This window comes from Rathayibacter sp. AY1B6 (assembly GCF_002932755.1).
In the GTDB taxonomy this organism is placed as follows: Bacteria; Actinomycetota; Actinomycetes; order Actinomycetales; family Microbacteriaceae; genus Rathayibacter.
Genome location: NZ_PSWL01000002.1, coordinates 110,986 through 134,032, shown reverse-complemented (window position 1 = coordinate 134,032; position 23,047 = coordinate 110,986). Strand labels below are relative to the sequence as shown.

Below are 23,047 nucleotides of genomic sequence, written 5' to 3'. Positions count from 1 at the left end.
CGGGGCGTCCCGGGCTCGCGGGGCCGGCGTCGATCCGCTCGATCGGACGGTCCCGACGAGCCGATCGCGATTCTACGAGCCGGAGGCGCCACCGGAGCGGTCACAGCCGCGCGAGAGCGGCGTTGAGCTCGAGCACGTCCACCGTCGGCTCGCCGAGGTACCCGAGCTCGCGGCCCGCGGTGTGCTCGTCGACCAGCGCGCGCACGGCGCCTACGTCGAGCCCGCGGGCGGCGGCGACGCGGGGCGCCTGCAGCTGCGCGTAGGCGGGGCTGATCGCGGGGTCGAGCCCGGAGGCGGAGGCGGTCAGCGCGTCGGCCGGCACCGCGGCCGGATCGACGCCCTCGAACGCGGCGATCGCGGCCCGGCGCTCCTCGACGGACGCGACCAGGTCGGCGTTCTCGGGGCCGAGGTTGCTGCCGGTCGAGGCCGCGGCGTCGTATCCCGCGGCGGAGGGACGCGACTGGAACCACTCCGGCAGAGGCGCTCCGTCGGCGTCGGTGAACGACTGGCCGATCAGCGACGAGCCGATCACCGCGCCGTCCTGGCGCAGCAGCGAGCCGTTCGCCTGGGCGGGCAGGGCGAGCTGCCCGATCCCGAGCACCGCGAGCGGGTACGCCGCTCCCAGCAGCACGGTGAGCACGATCATCGCGCGCAGCGCGACACCGTAGGGACGGAACATGGTCTCTTCTCTCTGTCTTCGGTGGTCGGGACGGGCGGGTCAGAAGCCGGGGATCGCGGCGACGATCAGGTCGACGAGCTTGATCCCGAGGAACGGAGCGATCACTCCGCCCAGCCCGTAGACCAGGAGGTTGCGGCTGAGGATGCGCGAGGCGGCGACCGGGCGGTATGCCACTCCCCGCAGCGCGAGCGGGATCAGCACGACGATCACCAGAGCGTTGAACACGATCGCCGAGAGGATCGCCGAGGCCGGCGAGTGCAGCTGCATCACGTTCAGCACCGCGAGCCCGGGGAAGACCCCCGCGAACATCGCCGGGATGATCGCGAAGTACTTCGCCACGTCGTTCGCGATCGAGAACGTGGTGAGCGCCCCGCGGGTGATCAGCAGCTGCTTCCCGATCCGCACGATGTCGATGAGCTTGGTGGGGTCGGAGTCGAGGTCGACCATGTTGCCCGCCTCCTTCGCCGCGGAGGTGCCGGTGTTCATCGCCACGCCCACGTCGGCCTGCGCGAGGGCCGGAGCGTCGTTGGTGCCGTCGCCGGTCATCGCGACCAGCGCGCCGCCCTCCTGCTCGCGCCGGATCAGGGCGAGCTTGTCCTCGGGGGTCGCCTCGGCGAGGTAGTCGTCGACTCCCGCCTCCGCCGCGATCGCCTTCGCGGTCAGCGGGTTGTCGCCCGTGATCATCACGGTGCGGATGCCCATCGCGCGCAGCTCCGAGAAGCGCTCGGCGAGCCCGTCCTTCACCACGTCCTTCAGGTGCACGACGCCGAGCAGGCGGGCGCCGTGGGCGTCCTTCACCGCGACGACGAGGGGCGTGCCGCCGCTCTCCGAGACGCCGTCGACGAGCACCGTGAGGCGCGCTGCGACCGCGGAGGGGAGCGGCCCCTCCTCCTCCACCCAGGCGCGCACGGCCGAGCCGGCGCCCTTGCGGATGGAGGAGCCGTCGGGGAGGTCGAGCCCGCTCATCCGGGTCTGCGCGGTGAACGGCACCACGGCGGCCTGAGCGGGCTCGACGGCGGGGCGGCCCGAGTCGCCCGCGAGGTCGACGATCGACTTCCCCTCGGGCGTCGGGTCGCTGAGCGAGGAGGAGGCGGCCGCGTCGACGAGCGCGGCCTGCGCCACCCCGTCGAGCGGGAGGAACGCCACCGCGCGGCGGTTGCCGTAGGTGATCGTCCCCGTCTTGTCGAGCAGGAGCGTCGTGACGTCGCCCGCCGCCTCCACGGCCCGGCCGGACATCGCGAGCACATTGCGCTGCACGAGCCGGTCCATGCCGGCGATGCCGATGGCCGAGAGGAGGGCGCCGATGGTGGTCGGGATGAGGCAGACGAGCAGGGCGACCAGCACAGGGACGCTCACGGAGGCTCCCGCGAACGAGGCGATCGGGTTCAGGGTCAGCACGACCACGACGAACACGATCGAGAGGCTCGCCAGGAGGATGTCGAGCGCGATCTCGTTCGGCGTCTTCTGCCGCGACGCGCCCTCGACCAGTCCGATCATCCGGTCGACGAAGGTCTCGCCCGGCCTGGAGGTGATGCGCACCACGATCCGGTCGGAGAGCACTCGCGTGCCGCCCGTCACCGCGCTGCGGTCGCCCCCGCTCTCGCGGACGACCGGGGCCGACTCGCCCGTGATCGCCGACTCGTCGATGGAGGCGATGCCCCAGACGATGTCGCCGTCGCCGGGCACGAGGTCGCCCGCCTCCGCCACGACCACGTCCCCCAGCTGCAGCTCGGCCGAGGAGACCTCGACCAGGCGGGCCGACAGGGCGGAGGGGTCCGCCGGGTCGTAGTCGGCCACGCGCCGGGCCGGAGTGCTGGTGCGGGTGGCGCGCAGGCTCTCGGCCTGCGCCTTGCCGCGGCCCTCGGCCACCGACTCCGCGAGGTTCGCGAACACCACGGTGAGCCAGAGCCAGATCGCGATGCCGGCCGTGAAGGTGACGGGCACCGTCGATCCGCCCGACTCCTCCGGCCCGCCGAGGAACGGCTCGGCGATCGCCAGCAGCGTGGTCAGCACGGCGCCGACCTCGACGATGAACATGACGGGGCTGCGCCACATCAGGCGCGGATCGAGCTTGCGCAGCGCTCCGGGGAGCGCGGCGGCGAGCTGGCGCGGCCCGAGGGCGGCGCGGGTGGGGCGCGCGGGTTCCGCGGGGGCCTCGGTCAGTGCAGTGGTCATCGGAGTCGCAGTCCTTCCGCCAGGGGGCCCAGCGCGAGTACGGGGAAGTAGGTGAGCGCGGTCACGACGACCGTGACGCCCACGAGGAGGCCGACGAACTGCGGCCGGTGGGTGGGCAGCGTGCCGGCGCTGGAGGGCACCGGCGACTGCGCCGCGAGCGAGCCGGCCAGGGCGAGCACCAGCAGGATCGGGAGGAAGCGGCCGAGGAGCATCGCGACGCCGAGCGCCGTGTTCAGCCAGGGCGTGTTCGCCGTCAGCCCCGCGAACGCCGAGCCGTTGTTGTTGGCCGCGGAGGTGAAGGCGTAGAGCACCTCCGAGAGCCCGTGCAGCCCGGGGTTCAGGATCGACGTGCTCTCCACGTCCTCCCGCACCGCCGGGATCGCGAAGCTCAGGGCCGTGCCGGCCAGCACGAGCGTCGGCGTCACGAGGATGTAGAGGCTCGCGAGCTTGATCTCGCGCGGGCCGAGCTTCTTGCCCAGGTACTCGGGCGTCCGGCCGACCAGCAGCCCGCCGACGAACACGGCCAGCACCGCGAGCACGAGCATCCCGTAGAGGCCCGAGCCGACGCCGCCGGGGGCGACCTCGCCGAGCATCATGTTGAGCATCGGCAGCATGCCGCCGAGCGCGGTGAAGGAGTCGTGCATCGCGTTGACGGCGCCGGTCGAGGTGAGGGTCGAGGCGGTCGCGTAGAGGGCGGAGCCGGCGATGCCGAAGCGCGTCTCCTTTCCCTCCATCGCCGCTCCGGCGGCCTGCGCCGCGGATCCGCCGCCGGCCGCCTCCAGTGCGGTGAGGGCTGCGAGCGACACGACGAAGATCGTCGCCATCGCCGCGAGGATCGCGCGCCCCTGCCGCACGTCGCCGACCATCCGGCCGAAGGTGCGCGGCAGCGAGAACGGGATCGCGAGGATCAGCACGATCTGCAGCAGCGACACCCACGCCGAGGGGTTCTCGAACGGGTGCGCGGAGTTGGCGTTGAAGTAGCCGCCGCCGTTGGTGCCGAGCAGCTTGATCGCCTCCTGCGAGGCCACCGCGCCGCCCGGGATGCTCTGCTCGCCGCCGGTGAGCGTGGTCACCGTCAGCGGGCCGTTCAGGTTCTGGATCACGCCGCCCGCGATCATCACGACCGCGGCCACCACCGCGAGGGGCAGCAGGAGGCGCAGAGTGCCGCGCACGAGGTCGACCCAGAAGTTGCCGAGCGTGCCCGAGGAGCGGCGCGCGAATCCGCGGATCAGCGCCACCGCCACCGCGAGGCCCACGGCCGCCGAGACGAAGTTCTGCACGGCGAGGCCGCCGAGCTGCACCGCGAAGCCGAGGGTCGCCTCCGGCGAGTAGGACTGCCAGTTGGTGTTGGTGACGAACGAGACGGCGGTGTTGAACGCGAGCCCCTCGGGCACCGCGGGCAGCCCGAGGGAGCCGGGCAGGACCGCTTGGAGGCGCTGCATCCCGTAGAGCAGGAGCACGCCGACGAGCGAGAAGGCCAGCACGGCGCGGAGGTAGGCGCGCCAGCTCTGCTCGCCCGCGGAGTCGACGCCGATGAGGCGGTAGACGCCGCGCTCGATCGCGAGGTCGTGCGTGGAGGTGTAGACGCGGAACATGTGGTCGCCGAGGGGGCGGTGGAGGAGGGCGACGGCCAGGCCGACGGTCGCGACCTGGAGGACGGCGAGGAGCGGATCCATCAGAAGCGCTCCGGTCGGATCAGGGCCGCGAGGAGGTAGACGACGGCGGCGAGCGCCAGCACGGCCGCGAGGGCGTCGAAGACGATCACCGGCCCGCCTCCTTCTCGCGGGTCCCGCGGGTCGCCGAGGGGGGCGGTCCGCCCAGCCGCTCGACCCCCTTCGCGGCGAGAGCGATGAGCGAGAAGAGGGCGAGCACGCCGAGGAGGTAGGCGAGGTCGAGCACGGAGGACTCCATCCGGGGAGCGGACGACGCCCGGGACCGGACGCCTGCCGGGAAGCGGCACAGGATGTGATGCAACACCCCCCGGGAGCCGCTCGGAGCCGTCCTCACGGTTCCCCTACGGCCCCGCCCCGAGTCCTCGCGATTCCCTGACGCGACGGCTGCCGGCGCGCCGTCGAGGCGACTCGAGACGCCCGCCCGGCAGCACTGAGAGCGTTCTCCCCCAGCAACGGCGCGGATCAGCGGACCGAAGATCACATTTAGGCATCGCCTGGACAAATTCGCGACTCGCGCTTTACTCCCTCCGATCGAAGGAATATGTTCTCTCCGTGGACAAAGCCCCTCGGGGCTCTCCCGCTCTCCTGGGCGACGACACGACGGCGTGCTCCACACGTGCACGCCTCGCGCCGTCCTCTCCCTCGGACACTGCTTTCAGAGAGGAATGCACTCCATGAAGTTCTCCCGCGGCATCACCACGCTGGCCGCCGCCGGCATCATCTCCCTCGGCCTCGCGGCCTGTTCCGCGAGCCCTGCCAACTCCGGAGGCGCCGCTGCCGGCGCCGGCGCGGAAGGCGACTGCTCCGTCGGCATCTCGATGCCGACCCGCAGCCTCGAGCGCTGGATCAACGACGGCGAAGGCCTGCAGAAGCAGCTCGAGGGCGAGGACTGCACCGTCGACCTCCAGTACGCCGACAACAAGACCGATCAGCAGATCTCGCAGATCCAGAACCAGATCGCCGGCGGCTCCAAGATCCTGGTCATCGCCGCGATCGACGGCGAGGCGCTCGCGCCCGTCCTCGCCGAGGCGAAGAAGCAGAACGCCAGCGTCATCGCCTACGACCGTCTCATCAACGGCACCGCGGACGTCGACTACTACGCGACCTTCGACAACTACAAGGTCGGCCAGCTCCAGGGCCAGTACATCGAGTCGACCCTCGACCTGAAGAACGCCGCGGGCCCCTTCACCCTCGAGCCCTTCGCCGGCAGCCCCGACGACAACAACGCGAAGTTCTTCTTCTCCGGCGCGTGGGACGTCCTGCAGCCCTACATCGAGAGCGGGAAGCTCACCGTCCCCTCGGGCAAGTCGCCCGCCTCGGACGACGACTGGGCCTCGATCGGCATCCAGGGCTGGGCCTCCGACAAGGCGCAGTCCGAGATGGACAACCGCCTCTCCTCCTTCTACACCGGCGGCCAGAAGGTCGACGTCGTGCTCTCCCCCAACGACAGCCTGGCCATCGGCATCGAGGCCTCGCTGAAGTCGGCCGGCTACACCCCCGGCGCCGACTACCCGGTCATCACCGGCCAGGACGCCGACAAGGCCAACGTCAAGGCGATCCTCGCCGACGAGCAGTCCATGACGGTCTGGAAGGACACCCGCACCCTCGGCGACCGCGTCTTCCAGATGGTGCAGTCGATCGTCGCGGGCGAGGAGCCCGAGGTCAACGACACCGAGACCTACGACAACGGCGAGAAGGTCGTCCCGTCCTACCTGCTGGAGCCGCAGGTCGTCACGAAGGACGACGTGCAGTCGGTCCTCGTCGACTCCGGCTTCCTCAAGGCCGGCGACGTCGGACTCTGATCCGTCGGGCGGGGGCGGGGAGGAGCGGTCCTCCCCGCCCCCGCCTCCCCGTCCGCACACCACTCCCCCCAACGAAGTGAGGCCCTGTTGGCCAGTCCCATCCTCATCATGCGCGACATCGTCAAGGAGTTCGGCGGCGGCGTCCGGGCTCTCGACGGCGTCTCGCTCTCGGTCCAGCCCGGCGAGGTCCACGCCATCTGCGGCGAGAACGGCGCCGGCAAGTCGACCCTGATGAAAGTCCTCTCCGGCGTCTACCCGTACGGCAGCTTCGAGGGCACCATCGAGTTCGAGGGCGAGGAGGCGCAGTACCGGTCGATCAACGACAGCGAGGCCGACGGCATCGTGATCATCCACCAGGAGCTCGCCCTCAGCCCCTACCTCTCCATCGCCGAGAACATCTTCCTCGGCAACGAGAAGTCGACCCGCGGCGTCATCAACTGGAACGCGACCAACGCGGAGGCGGCGAAGCTGCTCGCCCGCGTCGGCCTCGCCGAGAGCCCCGCGACCAAGATCCTCGAGCTCGGCGTCGGCAAGCAGCAGCTCGTCGAGATCGCCAAGGCCCTCGCCAAGGAGGTGAAGCTCCTCATCCTCGACGAGCCCACCGCCGCCCTCAACGACGAGGACAGCGACCACCTGCTGGGCCTGATCGACCAGCTCCGCAAGCAGGGCATCACCTGCATCATCATCAGCCACAAGCTGAAGGAGATCCGCGCCATCGCGGACACCGTCACGATCATCCGCGACGGCCGCACCATCGAGAGCTTCCCGATGGCCGGCGAGGAGGCGTCCGAGAGCCGGATCATCCGCGCGATGGTCGGCCGCGACCTCAACAGCATGTTCCCGCCGCGCGACCCGCAGATCGGCGAGGAGAAGCTGCGCGTCGAGAACTGGACGGTCCACCACCCGGTCGACATCGACCGCGTGGTCGTCGACGACGCCTCCTTCACCGTCCGCGCCGGCGAGATCGTCGGCTTCGCGGGCCTGATGGGCGCCGGCCGCACCGAGCTCGCGATGAGCATCTTCGGGAGGAGCTACGGCACCGGCATCTCCGGCCGTGTCTTCAAGGACGGCGAGGAGATCCAGACCCGCACCGTCGACGAGGCGATCCGCAACGGCCTCGCCTACGCGACCGAGGACCGCAAGCGCTACGGGCTCAACCTCATCGGCGACATCACCGTCAACGTCTCGGCCGCCGCGCTCTCGCGCCTGGCCCGGCTCGGCGTGATCGACAAGCACCGCGAGTACAAGGTCGCCGACTCGTACCGCTCGAAGATGAACATCAAGGCGCCGACCGTCTCGGCCGTCACGGGGAAGCTCTCCGGCGGCAACCAGCAGAAGGTCGTCCTCTCGAAGTGGATCTTCTCCGGTCCCGACGTGCTGATCCTCGACGAGCCCACCCGCGGCATCGACGTGGGAGCCAAGTACGAGATCTACGGGATCATCAACGAGCTCGCGGCCCAGGGCAAGGCGGTCGTCGTCATCTCGTCCGAGCTGCCCGAGCTGATCGGCCTCGCCGACCGCATCTACACCATCTCCGAGGGACGGATCACGGGCGAGATCGATCGCGCCGACGCCACCCAGGAGCACCTCATGCACTACATGACCGCCGGAAAGGAACAGGCCCGATGAGCGCCACGACCACCACAGCTCCGGCAGGGACACCCGCCGACACGCCCTCCACCCCGCCCAAGCGCTCGCGCCGGCTGAACATCAACCTCCGGCAGTACGGCATCCTCGCCGCGCTGGCCATCATCATCCTGCTCTTCCAGGTGCTGACCGGCGGGCGCCTGCTCCTGCCCGGCAACGTCAACAACCTGATCCAGCAGAACGCCTACGTGCTGATCCTCGCGATCGGCATGGTGATGGTGATCATCGCCGGCCACATCGACCTCTCGGTCGGCTCGGTCGTGGCGATGGTCGGCGCCATCTCGGCGATCGCGATGAACAACTGGGGCCTGCCCTGGTGGGCGGCCGTCATCGTCGCCCTCGTCACCGGCGCCGCCGTCGGAGCCTGGCAGGGCTTCTGGGTCGCCTTCGTCGGCATACCGGCGTTCATCGTGACCCTCGCGGGCATGCTGATCTTCCGCGGCTTCACCCTCGTCCTCCTCACCGGCGGAACGATCAACGGCCTCCCCACCGAGTTCACCGCGATCGGCGCCGGCTGGCTGCCGGGCGTCCTCGGCGGCATCGCCGGGCGCGACGCGCTCACCCTGGTCCTCGGCCTGATCGTCTGCGTCGTGCTCGTGGCCCAGCAGCTCCGCAGCCGCGCGACTCTCCGCCGCCTCGAGCTGCCCCGCGAGCCCATCGGCTCGCTGGTCGCGAAGTCGGCCATCGCCGTCATCGCGATCATGGCTCTGGCCTGGCTGCTCGCCGGCTACAGCGGGACCCCGATCATCCTGATCGTGCTCGCCGTGCTGATCCTCGCCTACAGCTTCGTGCTCGGCCGGACGGTCTTCGGCCGCCACATCTACGCGATGGGCGGCAACCTGTTCGCCGCGATGATGTCCGGCGTCAAGACGAAGTGGGTCAACTTCTTCATCTTCGTCAACATGGGCGCACTGGCCGGAGTCGCGGGCATCGTCAGCACCGCCCGTGCCGGCGGTGCGGTCGCCTCGGCCGGACAGAACTACGAGCTGGACGCGATCGCCGCGGTCTTCATCGGCGGCGCCGCCGTCCAGGGAGGCGTGGGCACCGTCGTCGGAGCCGTCATCGGCGGACTCGTGATGGGCGTGCTCAACATGGGCCTGTCCATCCTCTCGGTCGACGCGGCCTGGCAGATGGCGATCAAGGGCTTCGTGCTCCTGCTCGCGGTGGCGTTCGACATCTTCAACAAGCGCCGCGCCGGCGGCCGCTAGCGAGACCGCAACCTCCAGCGAGACGTTCGGAACCTCGCAGGGTGGCGGGCGCGCAGCGCGCGGCTCCGGGCAGCGAGCGGAGGGGCGGGCGGGCCGGCTCCGGCCGCTGAGCGAAGTCGGGGGGACGCTCGCGGTCCTTTCTTCTACAGTTCTCGGGCGCGGCTTTCCTTCGGGAGGCCGCGCCCGAGTGCATCCGAGACCCGTCCGGGTCCAGCGACAGACAGGCGCGATCATGGCAGGAGCAGTCGGAGCCTCCAGCAACGCGCTGCTGCGCCGCACGAACCTGGCGAGTCTCGCGACGCTGGTGCACCGCTCCGGGCCCACCAGCCGCGCCGAGCTCGGCCGCCTCACCGGGCTGAACCGCTCCGCCGTCGCGAACCTCGTCGGCGAGCTGAGCGAGCTCGGCTGGGTCTCGGAGGAGACCACCGCGCCCGACGGCCGCATCGGCCGCCCCAGCGCCACCGTCGTCCCCGGCGACCGGTTCGCCGCCGTCGGCGTCCACCTCGACACCGACGCGATCATCGTCGGCCTGGTCGGCCTGCACGGCGAGCTGCTGCGCCGCGTCCGCTTCGACACCCCGAAGCCCGCGAGCCCCGCCACGGTGGTCCGCGTCGTCACCGGGATCGTCGAGGGCTTCCGGTCCGAGCGGGAGACGCTGCGCACGCTGGTCGGCGCGGGCGTCGCCGTCCCCGGCCTGGTCCAGGCCGACTCCGGCTTCGTCCACCGCGCCCCGCACCTGGGCTGGCGCGACGTCGACCTCGCCACCCAGCTGAGCCGGGCCCTCGACCTCCCGGTCGCCGTCGGCAACGACGCGACCCTCGGCGCCATCGGCGAGTCCCTCTTCGGAGCCGCGCACGGCGTGGCCGACGTCGTCTACGTCACCGGCGGCGCCGGCGGCATCGGCGGAGGAGTCATCATCGGCGGCGTCCCGCTCCAGGGCTCCTCGGGGTTCGCGGCCGAGCTGGGCCACACCCTCGTCGTCACGAACGGCCGCCTCTGCGGCTGCGGCCGGCGCGGCTGCCTCGAGGCCGAGGTCCGGATGCGCTCCCTCCTCGACGTCCTCGGCGCCCGCGTCCTCGACCAGGACGAGCTCGACATCGCCCTGGGCACCTCCCGCGACCCCGCCGTCCTGGGCGAGGTCGCCCGCCAGGTCGACCTGCTCTCGGAGGGCCTGTCCACCTACATCAACCTCTTCAACCCCACCGCGGTCGTGCTCGGCGGCTTCCTCGGCTCGCTGCTCACCGTCGACCGCGAGCGCCTCGCCGCTCGCGTGTCCGCCCGCGCCCTGAGCGACCTCGCGCGCGGCGTGCGGATCGAGCGCGCGGCTCTGCGCTCCAGGCTGGAACTCGTCGGCGCCGCGGAGCTACCCTGGCGGCGGGCGCTGGCGGATCCCGCCGCCGTCACCGGGGGCGCGCAGCCGCCGGGTGGGAGCAGCAGCCGCGAGGACGCCCTGGGCGCCCGCGCCTGACCCCGGCACTCGAGTGCCGGCACCGCGTCGAGGAGGACGAGCATGGCCGACTGGAACGACACGATCATCGAGGAGTTCCGCGCGAACGGCGGGACCGTGACCACGGGCGGCTTCGGGAGGAGCCTCGTGCTGGTGCACCACCGCGGCGCCCGCTCCGGGGAGGAGCGCGTGACTCCGCTGATGGCGCTGCACCCCTCCGACGACGTCTGGCTGCTCGCCGCGTCCGCGGCGGGCGCGCCGAAGCACCCCGCCTGGTTCCACAACCTGGTCGCCCACCCGGACCTGGCGATCGAGACCCCCGACGACGGCACGGTCGACGTCCGGGCCCGCGTCCTCACCGGGGAGGAGCGCGACGCCGCCTGGGCCCGCTTCACCACCGCCTCCGCCGGCTTCCTCGACTACGAGAAGCGCACCACCCGCACGATCCCCGTCGTGGAGCTCACTCGCCGCTGACCGCGGGCTCCGGTGCGATCTGCAGGAGATCCGCGTCTTCCGTCCCCGATCGATCGGAGGAGAGCGCTCCCGCGCGCGGATCCCCTGCACATCGCACCGACCCCGGCAGGCCGGACGGCAGTCGGCCTCGCCCCCGACACGACGAAGCCCCCGACCGGACATCCGATCGGGGGCTCGTCATCTGGTGCGCGAGGGGGGAGTTGAACCCCCACGCCCTTTCGGGCACACGGACCTGAACCGTGCGCGTCTGCCTATTCCGCCACTCGCGCTCACCAGCGGCACCGAAGCGCCGACGAGAAATCGTAGCATCCCCCGGCCCCGGAGCCGAACCGGCACCCGCCGCCCCGAGCAGTCGCTCCCCCGGGAGCGGGCACCGGGCCGCCGCGGAGAGAGCGCGCACACGGCTGTCCGGCCGCGAAACCACTGCGGAGGATCGCGCATCCAGACCATCCCAGTAACATGCCCGTAGCCGTGCGCGGCGCAGACCAAGACGAGGAAGCGGCGACGGGCGCGCAGACATCTCGATCCGTGCGCGACCGCCGAGAAGGCGAAGAACCGGAAGATCGGAAGACTGTGGGCATACTGGACAACTTCGAGAAGGGACTCGAGCGCGTCGTCAACGGCGCGTTCGCGCGGACCTTCAAGTCGGGTCTGCAGCCGGTCGAGCTCGCCTCCGCCCTCCGCCGGGAGCTCGACACCAGCGCCGCCGTGGTCAGCCGCGACCGCATCCTCGTCCCCAACAGCCTCGTCCTGCGGATGTCCGCGACCGACCTCGACCGGATGCAGCGCCTCGGCGCCACGCTGATCGACGAGCTCACCACGGTCGCCACCGAGCACGCCACCAAGCAGGGGTTCCGCTTCCCCGGCCCGATCGACATCTCGCTCGCCGTCGATCCGGCGCTCAGCGACGGCATGGTCGAGGTCGACTCCCGCAGCGTGAAGGGCACCGTCGCCTACACGCCCGTCCTCGACATCGACGGCCGACGCCACCCGATCACCAGGGCGCGCACCGTCATCGGCCGCGGCAGCGACGCCGACATCACCGTCGACGACTCGGGCACGTCCCGCAAGCACGTCGAGATCCTCTGGGACGGCTCCCGCGCCCAGGTGCACGACCTCGGGTCCACGAACGGCTCCACCCTCGACGGCCGGCCCGTCACGCAGGCGCCCCTGGCCCCCGAGCAGACCATCACGATCGGGCGCACCTCGATCGTCTACCGCGTCGTGCAGGGCTCCGCGCCCGCACGCTCCGACCGCCCGTCGTCCGGCAGGGCAGCCGGACGCGGCTCCGAGGGATTCTGGGACGACCGGCTATGAGCGAGCTCACTCTCTTCCTCCTGCGCATCGCGTTCCTCGCGCTGCTGTGGTTCTTCGTGTTCGGCATCGTCTACGCGCTGCGCTCCGACCTGTTCGGGCAGCGCGTGCGCAAGCTGCCGCCCGGCGCGCAGGCCGCGTCGCCCGAGGCCCCGTTCGTGACGGCGGCCCAGCCCGTGGTCGCCGCGGCCGCCCCGGCTCCCGCGCCCGCGCAGCCCGCCTCCCCGTCGGCCCCCTCGGCCCGGAGGAGCCGCGAGGCCGCCGCCGAGCGCGCCGAGCAGGGAGGCGCCGCCACGGTCCACACGGCGCAGCGCCTCGTGATCACCTCGGGCCCCAAGCGGGGCACCGAGCTCGAGCTGACCGGCGACCCGCTGACGATCGGCCGCTCCGCCGAGTCGACGCTGGTCATCCGCGACGACTACACCTCGACCCACCACGCGCGCCTGCTCCTCTGGAACGACGAGTGGATGATCCAGGACCTCGACTCCACCAACGGCACCTTCCTCGACGGCCGCCGTGTCGGCGCGCCCACCAAGGTGCCGCTGGACACGCCCGTGAAGGTCGGCACCACCACCTTCGAACTGCGGCGGTCGTAGCGCGTGGCCCCCACTCCGGAGAGCGGCTCCGGCCACGGCGCGGTGCGCGAGAGCGCCGCCGTCTCGCACGTCGGCAGGATCCGCTCCAACAACCAGGACTCCGGCTATGCGGGCCGGCAGCTCTTCGTCGTCGCCGACGGCATGGGCGGCCACGCGGGCGGCGACGTCGCCTCCTCCATCGCGATCAAGCGCATCGCGGAGGCCGACCGCGTCTACGCCTCCACCTACGAGGCCGAGGACGAGCTCAAGCGCACCCTGCTCGCGGCCAACACCCTGCTGGCCGACGCCGTGGTCGACCACCCCGAGCTCACCGGCATGGGCACCACCGTCAGCGCGATCGCCCGCGTCGGCGAGTCCGTGGCGATCGCGCACATCGGCGACTCCCGCATCTACGTCCTCCGCGACGGCAGGCTCGAGCAGGTCACGACCGACCACACCTTCGTGCAGCGCCTGGTCGACTCCGGCCGCATCACGGAGGAGGAGGCGATGACGCACCCGCGCCGCTCCGTCCTGATGCGGGTCCTCGGCGACGTGCACACCAATCCCGAGATCGACACGCTGACGCTCGAGACCGAGCCGCACGACCGCTGGCTGATCTGCTCCGACGGCCTCTCCGGCGTCGTCCCGCACGACGAGATCCTCAAGGAGCTCAGCCGCGACGAGACCGCGCAGCAGGTGGCCGACCGCCTGATCCGCGACAGCCTCTCGCACGGCGCCCCCGACAACGTCACCGTCGTCGTCCTCGACATCCCCGGGGCGGGCGACACCGCCCGGATCCTCGCCCCCGTGGAGGAGCCGGTGGTCGTCGGATCCGCCGCCGCGCCCACGCCCTTCAGCACCGACGACTCCCAGAACCGCGTCCGGATCCCCGGCCTCCGCCTGCACCCCCGCGCTCCCGCCGCGCAGGGCCCCACCCACTTCGAGCCCGCGTCCGAGGACTACCTCGACGAGCTGATCGAGGAGGACCGCCGCCGGCACCTGCGCCGCCGCGTCACCTGGCTCGTCGGCCTGTCCCTCGTGCTCATCATCGGCTTCCTCGGGATCCTCTTCGCCTACGACTGGACGCAGTCGCGCTTCTACGTCGGCACCGACGGGGACACCGTGATCATCTATCAGGGCATCCAGCAGTCGGTCGGCCCGCTCTCGCTCTCGGAGGTGAAGGAGGACACGGGCATCCCGCTCGACTCCCTCCGCGCCTACGACGTGGAGCAGCTGGAGCAGACGATCAGCGCCGACTCCTACGCCGGCGCGGTCGACATCGTCGAGCGCCTCACGGACGCGAACGGAGCACCATGACGGACGCCGCCACGGCCACCGCCCGCCCCGCCCCCGAGCGGCAGGGCTTCTTCCGCCAGAAGCTGCGCAATCTCGAGCTCCTGCTCCTGATCGGCGCCTGCCTGATCGACGCCGGCGCGATCGTGCTCGTGCAGCTCGGCGCCCTCGGCTCGATCGACACCACGCTGGTCTCGCTGGGCGCCGGCCTCTCGGCGCTCGTGCTCGCCGTGCACGTCGTGCTGCGGTTCGCGGCTCCGGCCGCCGACCCCTTCCTCCTCCCGATCGCCACCGTGCTGAACGGCCTGGGCGTCGCCGAGATCTACCGGATCGACATCGCCGACGGCGCGACCGGCTGGGAGTCGGTGGCGGTGCGGCAGATCTTCTGGAGCGCCCTGGCCGTCGTGGCGGCGATCGTGGTGCTGCTGGTCATCCGCAACCACCGCGTGCTGTTCCGCTACACCTACGTCGCCGGGTTCGCGGCGATCGTGCTGCTCCTGCTGCCGCTCCTGCCCTTCATCGGCCGCGAGGTCAGCGGTGCGCGCGTCTGGATCGGGATCGGCGACGTGGCGAGCTTCCAGCCCGGAGAGATCGCCAAGATCGCCCTCGCGGTCTTCTTCGCCGGCTACCTCGTGCGCAACCGCGACTCCCTCTCGATGGTGGGCCGCACCGTCCTCGGGATGCGCTTCCCGCGCCTGCGCGACCTCGGCCCGATCCTGGTGGTCTGGGCCGTCACGATGGGCGTCATCGTCTTCCAGCGCGACCTCGGGACGGCGCTGCTCTACTTCGGCCTGTTCCTGGTCATGCTCTACGTCGCGACCGGCCGCACCAGCTGGGTCCTCATCGGCGTCGGCCTGTTCCTCGGCGGCGCGCTCCTGGCGAGCCAGACGCTCGACTACGTCGGCAACCGCTTCGCGAACTGGCTCGAGCCCTTCAGCGCCGAGCGCTACGGGGCGGATCCGGGCGGCAGCTACCAGCTCGTGCAGGGCCTCTTCGGCCTCGCGCACGGCGGGCTCCTCGGCACGGGCCTCGGCCAGGGGATGCCGGACCTCACGCCGGTCCCGCAGTCCGACTACATCATCGCCAGCCTCGGCGAGGAGCTGGGTCTCGCCGGGCTGTTCGCGATCTTCGGCCTCTACCTCCTGCTGGTCTCGCGCGGGTTCCGCATCGGCTTCGCCGGGCAGGACGACTTCGGGCGCCTCCTGGGAGTCGGCCTCTCGTTCGTGATCGCCCTGCAGTGCTTCATCGTCATCGGAGGCGTCACCCGCGTCATCCCGCTGACCGGCCTGACCACGCCGTTCCTCGCCGCCGGCGGCTCCTCCCTCGTGGCGAACTGGATGATCGTGGCGGTGCTGCTGCGCCTGTCCGACACAGTCCGCAGTCAGCCTCGTCTGGTGGTGTGATCCGTCGATGAACCGAGAACTCAAACGGGTGAGCCTCGTCGTGCTGACGATGTTCGTGGCCCTCTTCCTCTCCACCACCACCATCCAGGTGATCCAGGCCGACTCCCTCGTCGAGGACGGCCGCAACACGCGGACCCTCTACGAGAGCTTCTCGACCGAGCGCGGAGCGATCCTCGCCGGCGGTCAGCCGATCGCCTCCTCGACGCCGTCGGACGACCTGTACAAGTTCCAGCGGCAGTACGCGAACGGCCCGCTCTACTCCGCCGTGACCGGCTACTTCACGCTGAACCAGGGGACCACCGGCATCGAGCGCACGCTCAACGACTACCTCTCGGGCACCTCGAACTCGCAGTTCTTCGACGAGATCAACAACCTCGTCACGGGCCAGGACCCGAAGGGCGCCTCGGTCGAGCTCTCGATCGACCCGGTCGCCCAGCAGGCCGCCTTCGACGCGCTCGGCGACTACACGGGGGCCGTCGTCGTGACGGAGCCGGCCACCGGCCGCATCCTCGCGATGGTCTCGAAGCCCACCTTCGACCCGACTGCGCTGGCCTCCCACGACACCGACGACGTCCTCGCCGCCTACCGGGCGCTGAACGACGACTCCTCCGAGCCCCTCGTGAACCGGGCGATCGGCGGCTCGCTCAACCCGCCCGGCTCCGTCTTCAAGCTCGTGGTGGCCTCGGCCGCCCTCGAGTCCGGCCGCTTCACCGCCGACTCGAGCTTCCCCAACGTCGAGTCGTACACGCTGCCCGGCTCCTCCTCTCAGGTGATCAACTCCGGAGGGGGTCTCTGCGGCTCCGGCGACACGGTCACGCTGGCGACCGCGGTCTCGCTCTCGTGCAACGTCCCGATGGCCGAGATGGGCGTGCAGCTGGGCGCGGACGCCATCCGCTCGCAGGCCGAGAAGTTCGGCTTCGACACCGAGCTCGAGATCCCGATGTCGGTCGAGGCGAGCACCTACCCGACGAAGACGGACGACGCCCAGACGGCCCTCACCGCCTTCGGGCAGTACGAGGTGCGCGCGACGCCGCTGCAGATCGCCATGGTCTCCGCGGCGATCGCGAACGGCGGCGATGTGATGCAGCCGAACCTGGTCGACTCGATCCGCTCGCAGGACCTCAGCGTCCTGCAGCAGTTCCAGGAGAAGTCGCTCGGCCGGGCGGTGAGCACGCAGACCGCGGACGCCGTCAAGGCGATGATGGTCGCCAGCGTCCAGGGCGGCGCAGCGACGAATGCAACAATAGGGGGCGTCACTGTGGCCGGTAAGACCGGTACCGCCGAGAACGGCGGGGACGACCCGTACACCCTCTGGTTCACCGGATTCGCGCCTGCGGACGACCCGCAGTACGCCATCACCGTGCTCGTGGAGAACGGTGGAGGGCTCGGCCAGACCGGGTACGGCAACCTGATCGCCGCACCCATCGGACAACAGGTACTAGAGGCGGTGCTGAACAAATGAGACCCACGACAGGCCTCACCTTCGGGGGACGCTACGAGCTGCAGTCCCGGATCGCCATCGGCGGCATGGGAGAGGTGTGGCAGGCGACCGATCTGGTCATCGGCCGCACCATCGCGATCAAGATCCTGAAGGACGAGTACCTCGGCGACCCCGGCTTCCTCGAGCGCTTCCGCGCCGAGGCCCGCCACGCGGCGCTGGTCAACCACGAGGGCATCGCCAACGTCTACGACTACGGCGAGGAGGACGGCTCGGCCTACCTGGTCATGGAGCTCGTCCCCGGCGAGGCGCTCTCGACCGTCCTCGAGCGCGAGCGCGTCCTCTCGACCGACAAGGTCCTCGACATCGTCGCGCAGACCGCGCTCGCCCTGCACGCCGCGCACGCCGCGGGCCTCGTGCACCGCGACGTGAAGCCGGGCAACCTGCTCATCACGCCGGACGGCCGCGTCAAGATCACCGACTTCGGCATCGCGCGCATCGCCGACCAGGTCCCGCTGACGGCGACCGGCCAGGTCATGGGCACGGTCCAGTACCTGTCCCCGGAGCAGGCGAGCGGCCAGCCCGCCTCCCCCGCCACCGACATCTACTCGCTGGGCATCGTCGCGTACGAGTGCCTGGCCGGGCGCCGCCCCTTCACGGGCGAGTCGCAGGTCGCCATCGCGATGGCGCAGATCAACGACACCCCGCCGGAACTGCCGGTCACGGTCGCCGAGCCGGTGCGCAACCTCGTCTACTCCTGCATCGCCAAGAAGCCGGCCGACCGCCCCGCCACCGCCGCGCACCTCGCGCGGGCGGCCCAAGCGCTGCGCTCGGGCGACGTGCGCGGAGCGGCGCTGGCCGTCCCCGCGGTCCTCAGCGACCTGCCCGCGACGCAGGCGACCACGGTCCTCCCCTCCAACCAGGGCGCGACGCAGGCGACCACGGTGCTGCCCTCCGGAGCGCCCGCGGCCGCGGCCGCCGCTCCGTTCGTGCCGGTCGAGGAGCCGCTGGAGCCGGCCGAGGAGCCGCGCAGGCGCAGCCCCTGGACCTGGCCGCTGATCGCCCTCATCGTGATCCTCGCCGTCGTCATCGCGGGCACGATCTTCGCCCTGACGACCGGCGGGAGCAGCGACCCGGCCGCCTCCCCGACCGCGACGACCAGCACGGCCCCGTCGCCGACGCCGTCCGAGACTCCGAGCCCCACGCCGACGCCGACCTCGAACACGGTCGTCATCGACAAGGCCGACTACGTCGGGCGCTCCTTCGACGACGTCGAGACCGAGCTCGAGGCCCTGGGCATGGGCGTCCGCCGCGCGGACGGTCCCAGCGCCCCCACCGCCGAGCAGGTCGGACTCGTCGAGGACGTGAACCCGACCGCGAACGTGGTGAAGGGCACGACCATCGAGGTCTCCGTCTTCACCGAGGTCGCGACGCCGGACGCTCCGACCGCCGTGCCGACCGTCACCCCCGCCGCCTCCAGCGTCGAGGCCGGCGCGACGTTCAACGTCACCTGGAGCAACTACAACCAGTGCCCGAGCGGAACCTCCGTGAGCGGTTACCGGGTGACCACGACCGGCGAGGGCGCGAGCGTGACGAGCACCAACCCGTCGAACTCGACGACCGCGACGATCCAGGCCGGCACCACGGCCGGCACGATTGACGTCACGTACACCGTGCTCTGCGGCGAGTCGGAGTCGGCGGCCTCGCCCACCCTGTCCGTCACCGTCGAGGAGCCGACGCCGACCCCGGCGCCGACCCTCACCTCCAAGCCCACCGCGACGGCCACCCCTGCCGAGTAGCGGCGAGGCGCTCGGCCGGGGCACCGCTCCGGCCGGGCGCCTCGCGGCCGTCGCGTCGCGCCCCCGCCCGGAACACCAGGGGCCCGTAGGTACACTTGCCGTGGCTCCTCGGGGCCGCACCACACGGAAGTACAGGGCGGGAGCGTGCGCGTGACGGATGAGGGTCGCCTGATCGCGGGACGGTACCAGGTCGGGCCCCGGCTCGGCCGCGGCGGGATGTCCGAGGTGTACCTCGGCACCGACACCCGGCTCGGCCGCACCGTCGCCATCAAGGAGCTGAAGCTCTCCCTCTCCTCCGACTCCGCCTTCCGCCTGCGGTTCCGCCAGGAGGCGCAGTCCGCGTCGCGCATGTCGCACCCGACGATCGTCCGGGTCTTCGACGCGGGCGAGGAGGTCTCGCTCGACGACAACGGCGCCGAGTCGCGCCGGCCCTTCATCGTCATGGAGCACATCGAGGGCCGCCTGCTCAAGGACCTGATCGCCGAGGGCCCCCTCGACGTGGACGAGGCCGTCCGCATCACGGAGGGAATCCTCACCGCCCTCGAGTACTCGCACCGCGCGGGCGTCGTCCACCGCGACATCAAGCCCGGCAACATCATGCTGACCCCGTCGGGCCAGGTGAAGGTGATGGACTTCGGGATCGCCCGCGCCGTCTCCGACTCCGCCGCGACGGTCGCGCAGACCACGGCGATCCTCGGCACCGCGGCCTACTTCTCCCCCGAGCAGGCGAAGGGCGAGCAGGTCGACGCCCGCAGCGACCTGTACTCCGCCGGCATCGTGCTCTTCGAGCTCCTGACCGGTCGTGCGCCCTTCCGCGGCGACACCCCGGTGGCCGTCGCCTACCAGCACGTCAGCGAGACACCGCCGGCGCCGAGCTCCATCAACCCCGCCGTCACGCCGGCGCTCGACGCGGTCGTCGCCCGCGCACTGTCGAAGGACCGCTACGAGCGCTTCCAGGGCGCGGCGGAGTTCCGCGACGACCTGCGCGACGCCGCCGCCGGACGCCTCCCCGACCACCGCCCGATCGACGAGCTGACCACCTCGCTCTTCGCGGCCCGCAGCCAGGGCGGTGTCAACGACTCCGAGCTCGCCCTCCGCCAGCTGGCCGAGGACAACTCGATCGTCCGCACCCAGCGCCGCCCGCCGGTCCTCTGGATCTGGTCCTCGATCGTCGTCCTCGCCGTGATCGTCGCCGCGCTCGTGATCTGGGTGCTGACCCTCCAGCCCGCATCGACGCTCCCGTCGCAGTCGCGGGAGGTCCCCACCCTCACCGAGACGACCTACGACAGCGCGCAGTCGACCCTGACCGAGCTCGACCTCGTGCCGAGCCAGGTCGCGGAGTACAGCTCCACCGTCCCCGAGGGCGAGGTGATCCGCACGGATCCGGGCTCGGGCACGATCGTCGCACCCGAGACGGTCATCCGCATCGTCGTGTCCCAGGGCCCGCAGCCCGTCGCCGTGCCGGACACCGTCGGGCAGAGCCTCGCCGAGGCCATCGACGCGCTCACCGCCGTCGGCTTCGTCGAGGGCTCCCAGACCCGCGAGAACTCGCCGACCGTCCCGGGAGACGTCGTGCTCTCCGCCTCCCCCGGAGCGGGCCAGCAGGTCGCCCCGGGCACGCCGGTCGACCTCACCGTCTCCTCGGGCCAGGTCACGCTGCCCGACCTCGTCGGGACGTCCCTCAGCAGCGCGCTGGCCACCCTCGCCTCCGAGAAGCTGCAGCTGGTGGGGGTCGAGGTCCCGGACGAGACCTGCGACGCCACCCGGGCCAACCCGCCCATCACGACTCAGTCCCTGGCTCCGGGCGACGTCCCGCAGGGATCGACCGTCCAGCTCGGCTACTGCGCGGGCTGACCCGCCCTGCAGCCCGCTGCGGCTGCGTCGTCGATCGACGGTGCTCGGCGGGATCGGGTCGTCGCTCCGCACCGGGAAGGGCCCGTCCGGTCGATGACCGTCGGGATCGATGCTCCGCGAGGCCGACGGCCCCGGGGCGCACGGCTACGCCCGGCGCGCGTCCGCGAGCGGAGGCTGGAGCCGTACGACCTCGCCGGCCACGGAACCGTCCGCGGGGCGCGCGATCCTGCCGCGGATGTCGCTCGGGGTGAGCCCCTCGCGACGCTTGAGCGCACGGCGGAGGTGGTCCGCCGACGAGAATCCGGACGCGGCGGCGATCGCCTCGAGCGGGACCTCCCGCGGGCGGCGGCGCAGCAGCTCCACGGCGCTGGCGACGCGGGAGCGCTCGATCTCGCTCGCGACCGTGGTGCCCGCGTCCTCGAACAGCCGCTGGAGGGAGCGGGTGGACACGTTGACCGCGTCGGCCACCGCCTCCGGGGTGCAGCGCGGTGTCCGGTGCGTCCGGTCGATGACCGTGCGCGCGCGCCCGAGCGTCGCGGCTCGGACGCTCGTGGTGCCGGGCTGCGAGCTCGCCGCTGCGAGGAACGCGCTGGTGAGGAGCTGCTTGACCACGTGCGCGAAGCCGGTGACCTCGCCCTCGCCGGGCAGCCCCGTCCCGGACTCCGCCGCGAGGGCGAAGGCGGTCGTGAAGGCGTAGGCGGCACGGGTGGACCGGGCGTCGGGATCGAGCGCGTAGACCGGGGCCGACGTGTCGAAGCCGTAACGGCGCATCTCGTCGGCGCGCAGCGAGAGGTGGAGGATCGTGGCCGGAGTCGTGGACTCGGTCGTGAACGTCGTCGTCCCCTGCTGGTACGAGATCGAGCCCGGACGCAGCAGCACCGTCCGGTCCGGGGCGACCATGCGCACGAAGCCCTCGATGAGGAAGCTGAAGGTGAGGAAGGAGGTGTCGTCGGCCGGCCACGTCCCGCGGAGGACGCGCAGCGGGGAGACCGTCATCAGCACGACGCTCAGATCGGCGGTGCCGAATCCCGAACCGGTGATGCTCGGAACAGTGCCGGGTTTGACGACGATGCGCGGACCGAGATTCTCGAGTTCGCGGATTCCCGAGAAAGCCCAGGAGATCGATGCGACCATCAGGTCCCCCCGGACTTCTCTTGTGGCGCCGACCCCCTGCCGACGCCCTCTGATTATGCAGGGAAAAAGGGTCGCATCCTCCGCCGGGGACCCGTCAAATCCCGCCACCTGATCGGGGGGTGCGCAAGGGGGTGGACAAGGTCGCACGCATACCCTGTCCGGACGAGCCCTCCCGCTCACCTCCATTTAGCCGTCATGTGACGGTTTTCTGCGTGAGAACGCGCTCAGGGCGGCATCCCCTTTCGGGGGACGGTGGTCGCAGATCATTCTCACCGATCCCGACTCGATAAGCAGCCCGATAAGCCCGGCGAATTCCGCCTCACCGGGCCGGGATCGAGAGTCCGGGCGTGTCGTCGGCCGATACGGACGCTCCGCCCGACCTCACTTCGCGCAGCCAGTTCCCGAGAAGGCGCCGCCCGCCCTCAGTGAGGACCGACTCCGGATGGAACTGCACGCCGACGAGCGGAGCACTCCGGTGCCGGACGGCCATCACCACTCCCTCCGGTGTCCGCGCCGTCACCCGCAGCTCCTCGGGAAGGCTCTCGCCGTCGACCGCGAGCGAGTGGTACCGCATGGCGGCAAAGCCGGAGGGCAGGCCGTCGAAGAGCGGATCTCCGTCGTGGAGGACGGCCGACGTCCGGCCGTGCAGCAGCTCCGGTGCCTCCGTGACGGAGGCACCGAGGGCGTGGGCGAGCACCTGGTGGCCGAGGCAGACTCCGAGCAGCGGCTGCCCGGTCGCCTCCGCCCGCTGCACCAACGCCGTCGACGCGGGGACGTCCTCGGGGCGGCCCGGTCCGGGCGAGACCAGGACACCGTCCGCCTCCTCCGCGCGAGCCAGGAGCGCCGCCCTCCCGAGCTCGTCGCCCTCGACCACGTCGACCTCCGCGCCGAACTCGCGGAGGTACGAGACCAGCGTGAAGACGAAGCTGTCGTGGTGGTCGACGACCAGGATCCGCGGGGCCGCGCCGGCGGTCACGAGCCGACGGTCACGTTCCGGTCCAGCACGAGCGACTGCACCCAGGGGAACACCCACTCGTCGAGAGCGACCAGGACCGCCGCGACGAGGACGAGGACGATCAGGAGCCGGACCCACCACGGCCCGGGCAGGAGCCGCCACAGCGCTGCGTACACA

General features: G+C 71.5%; 20 protein-coding genes and 1 tRNA gene. 12 read left to right on the top strand and 9 right to left on the bottom strand.

Annotation, left to right across the window (positions count from 1 at the left end):
- Positions 1 to 100: 100 nt before the first annotated feature.
- From kdpC to C5D08_RS16840, 5 genes are read right to left on the bottom strand one after another with little or no spacing between them, the layout of a single operon-like run.
- The gene (gene kdpC, locus C5D08_RS01585) at positions 101 to 679 is read right to left on the bottom strand and encodes a K(+)-transporting ATPase subunit C (protein WP_104275504.1); all 579 of its coding nucleotides are present in this window, start codon (positions 677 to 679) and stop codon (positions 101 to 103) included.
- A gap of 39 nt (positions 680 to 718) precedes the next feature.
- Positions 719 to 2,854 (bottom strand): potassium-transporting ATPase subunit KdpB, encoded by a 2,136-nt coding sequence (gene kdpB, locus C5D08_RS01580; RefSeq protein WP_104275503.1) that lies wholly within the window; start codon positions 2,852 to 2,854, stop codon positions 719 to 721.
- Entirely contained in the window at positions 2,851 to 4,530 is a 1,680-nt protein-coding gene (gene kdpA / locus C5D08_RS01575; RefSeq protein ID WP_104275502.1) for a potassium-transporting ATPase subunit KdpA, read from the bottom strand. Before kdpA ends, kdpB begins: the two co-directional genes overlap by 4 nt.
- The gene (gene kdpF, locus C5D08_RS01570; RefSeq protein WP_104275501.1) at positions 4,530 to 4,619 is read right to left on the bottom strand and encodes a K(+)-transporting ATPase subunit F; all 90 of its coding nucleotides are present in this window, start codon (positions 4,617 to 4,619) and stop codon (positions 4,530 to 4,532) included. The genes kdpA and kdpF overlap by 1 nt, the downstream gene beginning before the upstream one ends.
- Positions 4,616 to 4,765, bottom strand: a complete 150-nt coding sequence (locus C5D08_RS16840; protein ID WP_167299012.1) for a hypothetical protein — start codon at positions 4,763 to 4,765, stop codon at positions 4,616 to 4,618. Before C5D08_RS16840 ends, kdpF begins: the two co-directional genes overlap by 4 nt.
- A gap of 436 nt (positions 4,766 to 5,201) precedes the next feature.
- Here C5D08_RS16840 and chvE point away from each other — a divergent pair, with 436 nt between their 5' ends.
- The 5 genes from chvE (at position 5,202) to C5D08_RS01545 (ending at position 11,105) form a co-directional block, all read left to right on the top strand.
- A complete protein-coding gene (chvE, locus tag C5D08_RS01565; protein WP_374953963.1) occupies positions 5,202 to 6,329 on the top strand; it encodes a multiple monosaccharide ABC transporter substrate-binding protein in 1,128 nt (375 codons plus the stop codon).
- A gap of 108 nt (positions 6,330 to 6,437) precedes the next feature.
- Entirely contained in the window at positions 6,438 to 7,958 is a 1,521-nt protein-coding gene (gene mmsA, locus C5D08_RS01560) for a multiple monosaccharide ABC transporter ATP-binding protein (RefSeq protein ID WP_104275499.1), read from the top strand.
- Positions 7,955 to 9,184 carry a multiple monosaccharide ABC transporter permease gene (gene mmsB / locus C5D08_RS01555; protein ID WP_104275498.1) on the top strand — a complete coding sequence of 410 codons (1,230 nt, stop codon included), beginning with the start codon at positions 7,955 to 7,957 and terminating at the stop codon, positions 9,182 to 9,184. Before mmsA ends, mmsB begins: the two co-directional genes overlap by 4 nt.
- A gap of 232 nt (positions 9,185 to 9,416) precedes the next feature.
- Positions 9,417 to 10,652, top strand: a complete 1,236-nt coding sequence (locus tag C5D08_RS01550) for an ROK family transcriptional regulator (protein ID WP_104275497.1) — start codon at positions 9,417 to 9,419, stop codon at positions 10,650 to 10,652.
- Positions 10,653 to 10,694: 42 nt separating this feature from the next.
- Positions 10,695 to 11,105 carry a nitroreductase/quinone reductase family protein gene (locus C5D08_RS01545; RefSeq protein WP_104275496.1) on the top strand — a complete coding sequence of 137 codons (411 nt, stop codon included), beginning with the start codon at positions 10,695 to 10,697 and terminating at the stop codon, positions 11,103 to 11,105.
- Between the two features lie 182 nt (positions 11,106 to 11,287).
- Here C5D08_RS01545 and C5D08_RS01540 read toward each other — a convergent pair.
- Positions 11,288 to 11,374, bottom strand: a tRNA-Leu gene (locus C5D08_RS01540).
- A gap of 304 nt (positions 11,375 to 11,678) precedes the next feature.
- Between C5D08_RS01540 and C5D08_RS01535 the strand changes: the two genes are divergently transcribed.
- The 7 genes from C5D08_RS01535 to pknB all read left to right on the top strand — a co-directional run bounded on the left by C5D08_RS01535 (position 11,679) and on the right by pknB (position 20,781).
- Entirely contained in the window at positions 11,679 to 12,422 is a 744-nt protein-coding gene (locus tag C5D08_RS01535) for a DUF3662 and FHA domain-containing protein (protein ID WP_104275495.1), read from the top strand.
- The gene (locus C5D08_RS01530; protein ID WP_104225776.1) at positions 12,419 to 13,015 is read left to right on the top strand and encodes an FHA domain-containing protein; all 597 of its coding nucleotides are present in this window, start codon (positions 12,419 to 12,421) and stop codon (positions 13,013 to 13,015) included. The genes C5D08_RS01535 and C5D08_RS01530 overlap by 4 nt, the downstream gene beginning before the upstream one ends.
- A 3-nt stretch (positions 13,016 to 13,018) precedes the next feature.
- On the top strand, positions 13,019 to 14,311 hold the full coding sequence (locus tag C5D08_RS01525; RefSeq protein WP_258065230.1) for a Stp1/IreP family PP2C-type Ser/Thr phosphatase: 1,293 nt from the start codon (positions 13,019 to 13,021) through the stop codon (positions 14,309 to 14,311).
- A complete protein-coding gene (locus C5D08_RS01520; protein ID WP_104225777.1) occupies positions 14,308 to 15,690 on the top strand; it encodes an FtsW/RodA/SpoVE family cell cycle protein in 1,383 nt (460 codons plus the stop codon). The genes C5D08_RS01525 and C5D08_RS01520 overlap by 4 nt, the downstream gene beginning before the upstream one ends.
- A 7-nt stretch (positions 15,691 to 15,697) precedes the next feature.
- Positions 15,698 to 17,152 carry a penicillin-binding protein 2 gene (locus tag C5D08_RS01515; protein ID WP_104275494.1) on the top strand — a complete coding sequence of 485 codons (1,455 nt, stop codon included), beginning with the start codon at positions 15,698 to 15,700 and terminating at the stop codon, positions 17,150 to 17,152.
- Positions 17,149 to 18,927 carry a protein kinase gene (locus C5D08_RS01510; RefSeq protein ID WP_104275493.1) on the top strand — a complete coding sequence of 593 codons (1,779 nt, stop codon included), beginning with the start codon at positions 17,149 to 17,151 and terminating at the stop codon, positions 18,925 to 18,927. The genes C5D08_RS01515 and C5D08_RS01510 overlap by 4 nt, the downstream gene beginning before the upstream one ends.
- A gap of 150 nt (positions 18,928 to 19,077) precedes the next feature.
- Positions 19,078 to 20,781 carry a Stk1 family PASTA domain-containing Ser/Thr kinase gene (gene pknB, locus C5D08_RS01505; protein WP_104222663.1) on the top strand — a complete coding sequence of 568 codons (1,704 nt, stop codon included), beginning with the start codon at positions 19,078 to 19,080 and terminating at the stop codon, positions 20,779 to 20,781.
- A gap of 144 nt (positions 20,782 to 20,925) precedes the next feature.
- Here the strand turns inward: pknB and C5D08_RS01500 are convergent, their stop codons facing one another.
- The 3 genes from C5D08_RS01500 to C5D08_RS16835 all read right to left on the bottom strand — a co-directional run bounded on the left by C5D08_RS01500 (position 20,926) and on the right by C5D08_RS16835 (position 23,046).
- Positions 20,926 to 21,915 (bottom strand): helix-turn-helix domain-containing protein, encoded by a 990-nt coding sequence (locus C5D08_RS01500; protein WP_181110299.1) that lies wholly within the window; start codon positions 21,913 to 21,915, stop codon positions 20,926 to 20,928.
- A 319-nt stretch (positions 21,916 to 22,234) separates the two neighbouring features.
- On the bottom strand, positions 22,235 to 22,891 hold the full coding sequence (locus C5D08_RS01495) for an aminodeoxychorismate/anthranilate synthase component II (protein WP_104275491.1): 657 nt from the start codon (positions 22,889 to 22,891) through the stop codon (positions 22,235 to 22,237).
- Positions 22,888 to 23,046 carry a hypothetical protein gene (locus C5D08_RS16835; RefSeq protein ID WP_167299010.1) on the bottom strand — a complete coding sequence of 53 codons (159 nt, stop codon included), beginning with the start codon at positions 23,044 to 23,046 and terminating at the stop codon, positions 22,888 to 22,890. Before C5D08_RS16835 ends, C5D08_RS01495 begins: the two co-directional genes overlap by 4 nt.
- Position 23,047: the final 1 nt, after the last annotated feature.

What these genes read in the sequence shown, in the direction of transcription:
- kdpB (WP_104275503.1), bottom strand. Translation starts at nt 2,854, where the DNA reads ATGACCACTGCACTGACCGAGGCCCCCGCGGAACCCGCGCGCCCCACC.
- C5D08_RS01520 (WP_104225777.1), top strand. Translation starts at nt 14,308, where the DNA reads ATGACGGACGCCGCCACGGCCACCGCCCGCCCCGCCCCCGAGCGGCAG.
- mmsA (WP_104275499.1), top strand. Translation starts at nt 6,438, where the DNA reads ATGCGCGACATCGTCAAGGAGTTCGGCGGCGGCGTCCGGGCTCTCGAC.
- mmsB (WP_104275498.1), top strand. Translation starts at nt 7,955, where the DNA reads ATGAGCGCCACGACCACCACAGCTCCGGCAGGGACACCCGCCGACACG.
- kdpA (WP_104275502.1), bottom strand. Translation starts at nt 4,530, where the DNA reads ATGGATCCGCTCCTCGCCGTCCTCCAGGTCGCGACCGTCGGCCTGGCC.
- C5D08_RS01530 (WP_104225776.1), top strand. Translation starts at nt 12,419, where the DNA reads ATGAGCGAGCTCACTCTCTTCCTCCTGCGCATCGCGTTCCTCGCGCTG.
- C5D08_RS01545 (WP_104275496.1), top strand. Translation starts at nt 10,695, where the DNA reads ATGGCCGACTGGAACGACACGATCATCGAGGAGTTCCGCGCGAACGGC.
- C5D08_RS01510 (WP_104275493.1), top strand. Translation starts at nt 17,149, where the DNA reads ATGAGACCCACGACAGGCCTCACCTTCGGGGGACGCTACGAGCTGCAG.
- C5D08_RS01550 (WP_104275497.1), top strand. Translation starts at nt 9,417, where the DNA reads ATGGCAGGAGCAGTCGGAGCCTCCAGCAACGCGCTGCTGCGCCGCACG.
- kdpC (WP_104275504.1), bottom strand. Translation starts at nt 679, where the DNA reads ATGTTCCGTCCCTACGGTGTCGCGCTGCGCGCGATGATCGTGCTCACC.
- C5D08_RS16840 (WP_167299012.1), bottom strand. Translation starts at nt 4,765, where the DNA reads ATGGAGTCCTCCGTGCTCGACCTCGCCTACCTCCTCGGCGTGCTCGCC.
- C5D08_RS01500 (WP_181110299.1), bottom strand. Translation starts at nt 21,915, where the DNA reads ATGGTCGCATCGATCTCCTGGGCTTTCTCGGGAATCCGCGAACTCGAG.
- C5D08_RS01515 (WP_104275494.1), top strand. Translation starts at nt 15,698, where the DNA reads ATGAACCGAGAACTCAAACGGGTGAGCCTCGTCGTGCTGACGATGTTC.
- chvE (WP_374953963.1), top strand. Translation starts at nt 5,202, where the DNA reads ATGAAGTTCTCCCGCGGCATCACCACGCTGGCCGCCGCCGGCATCATC.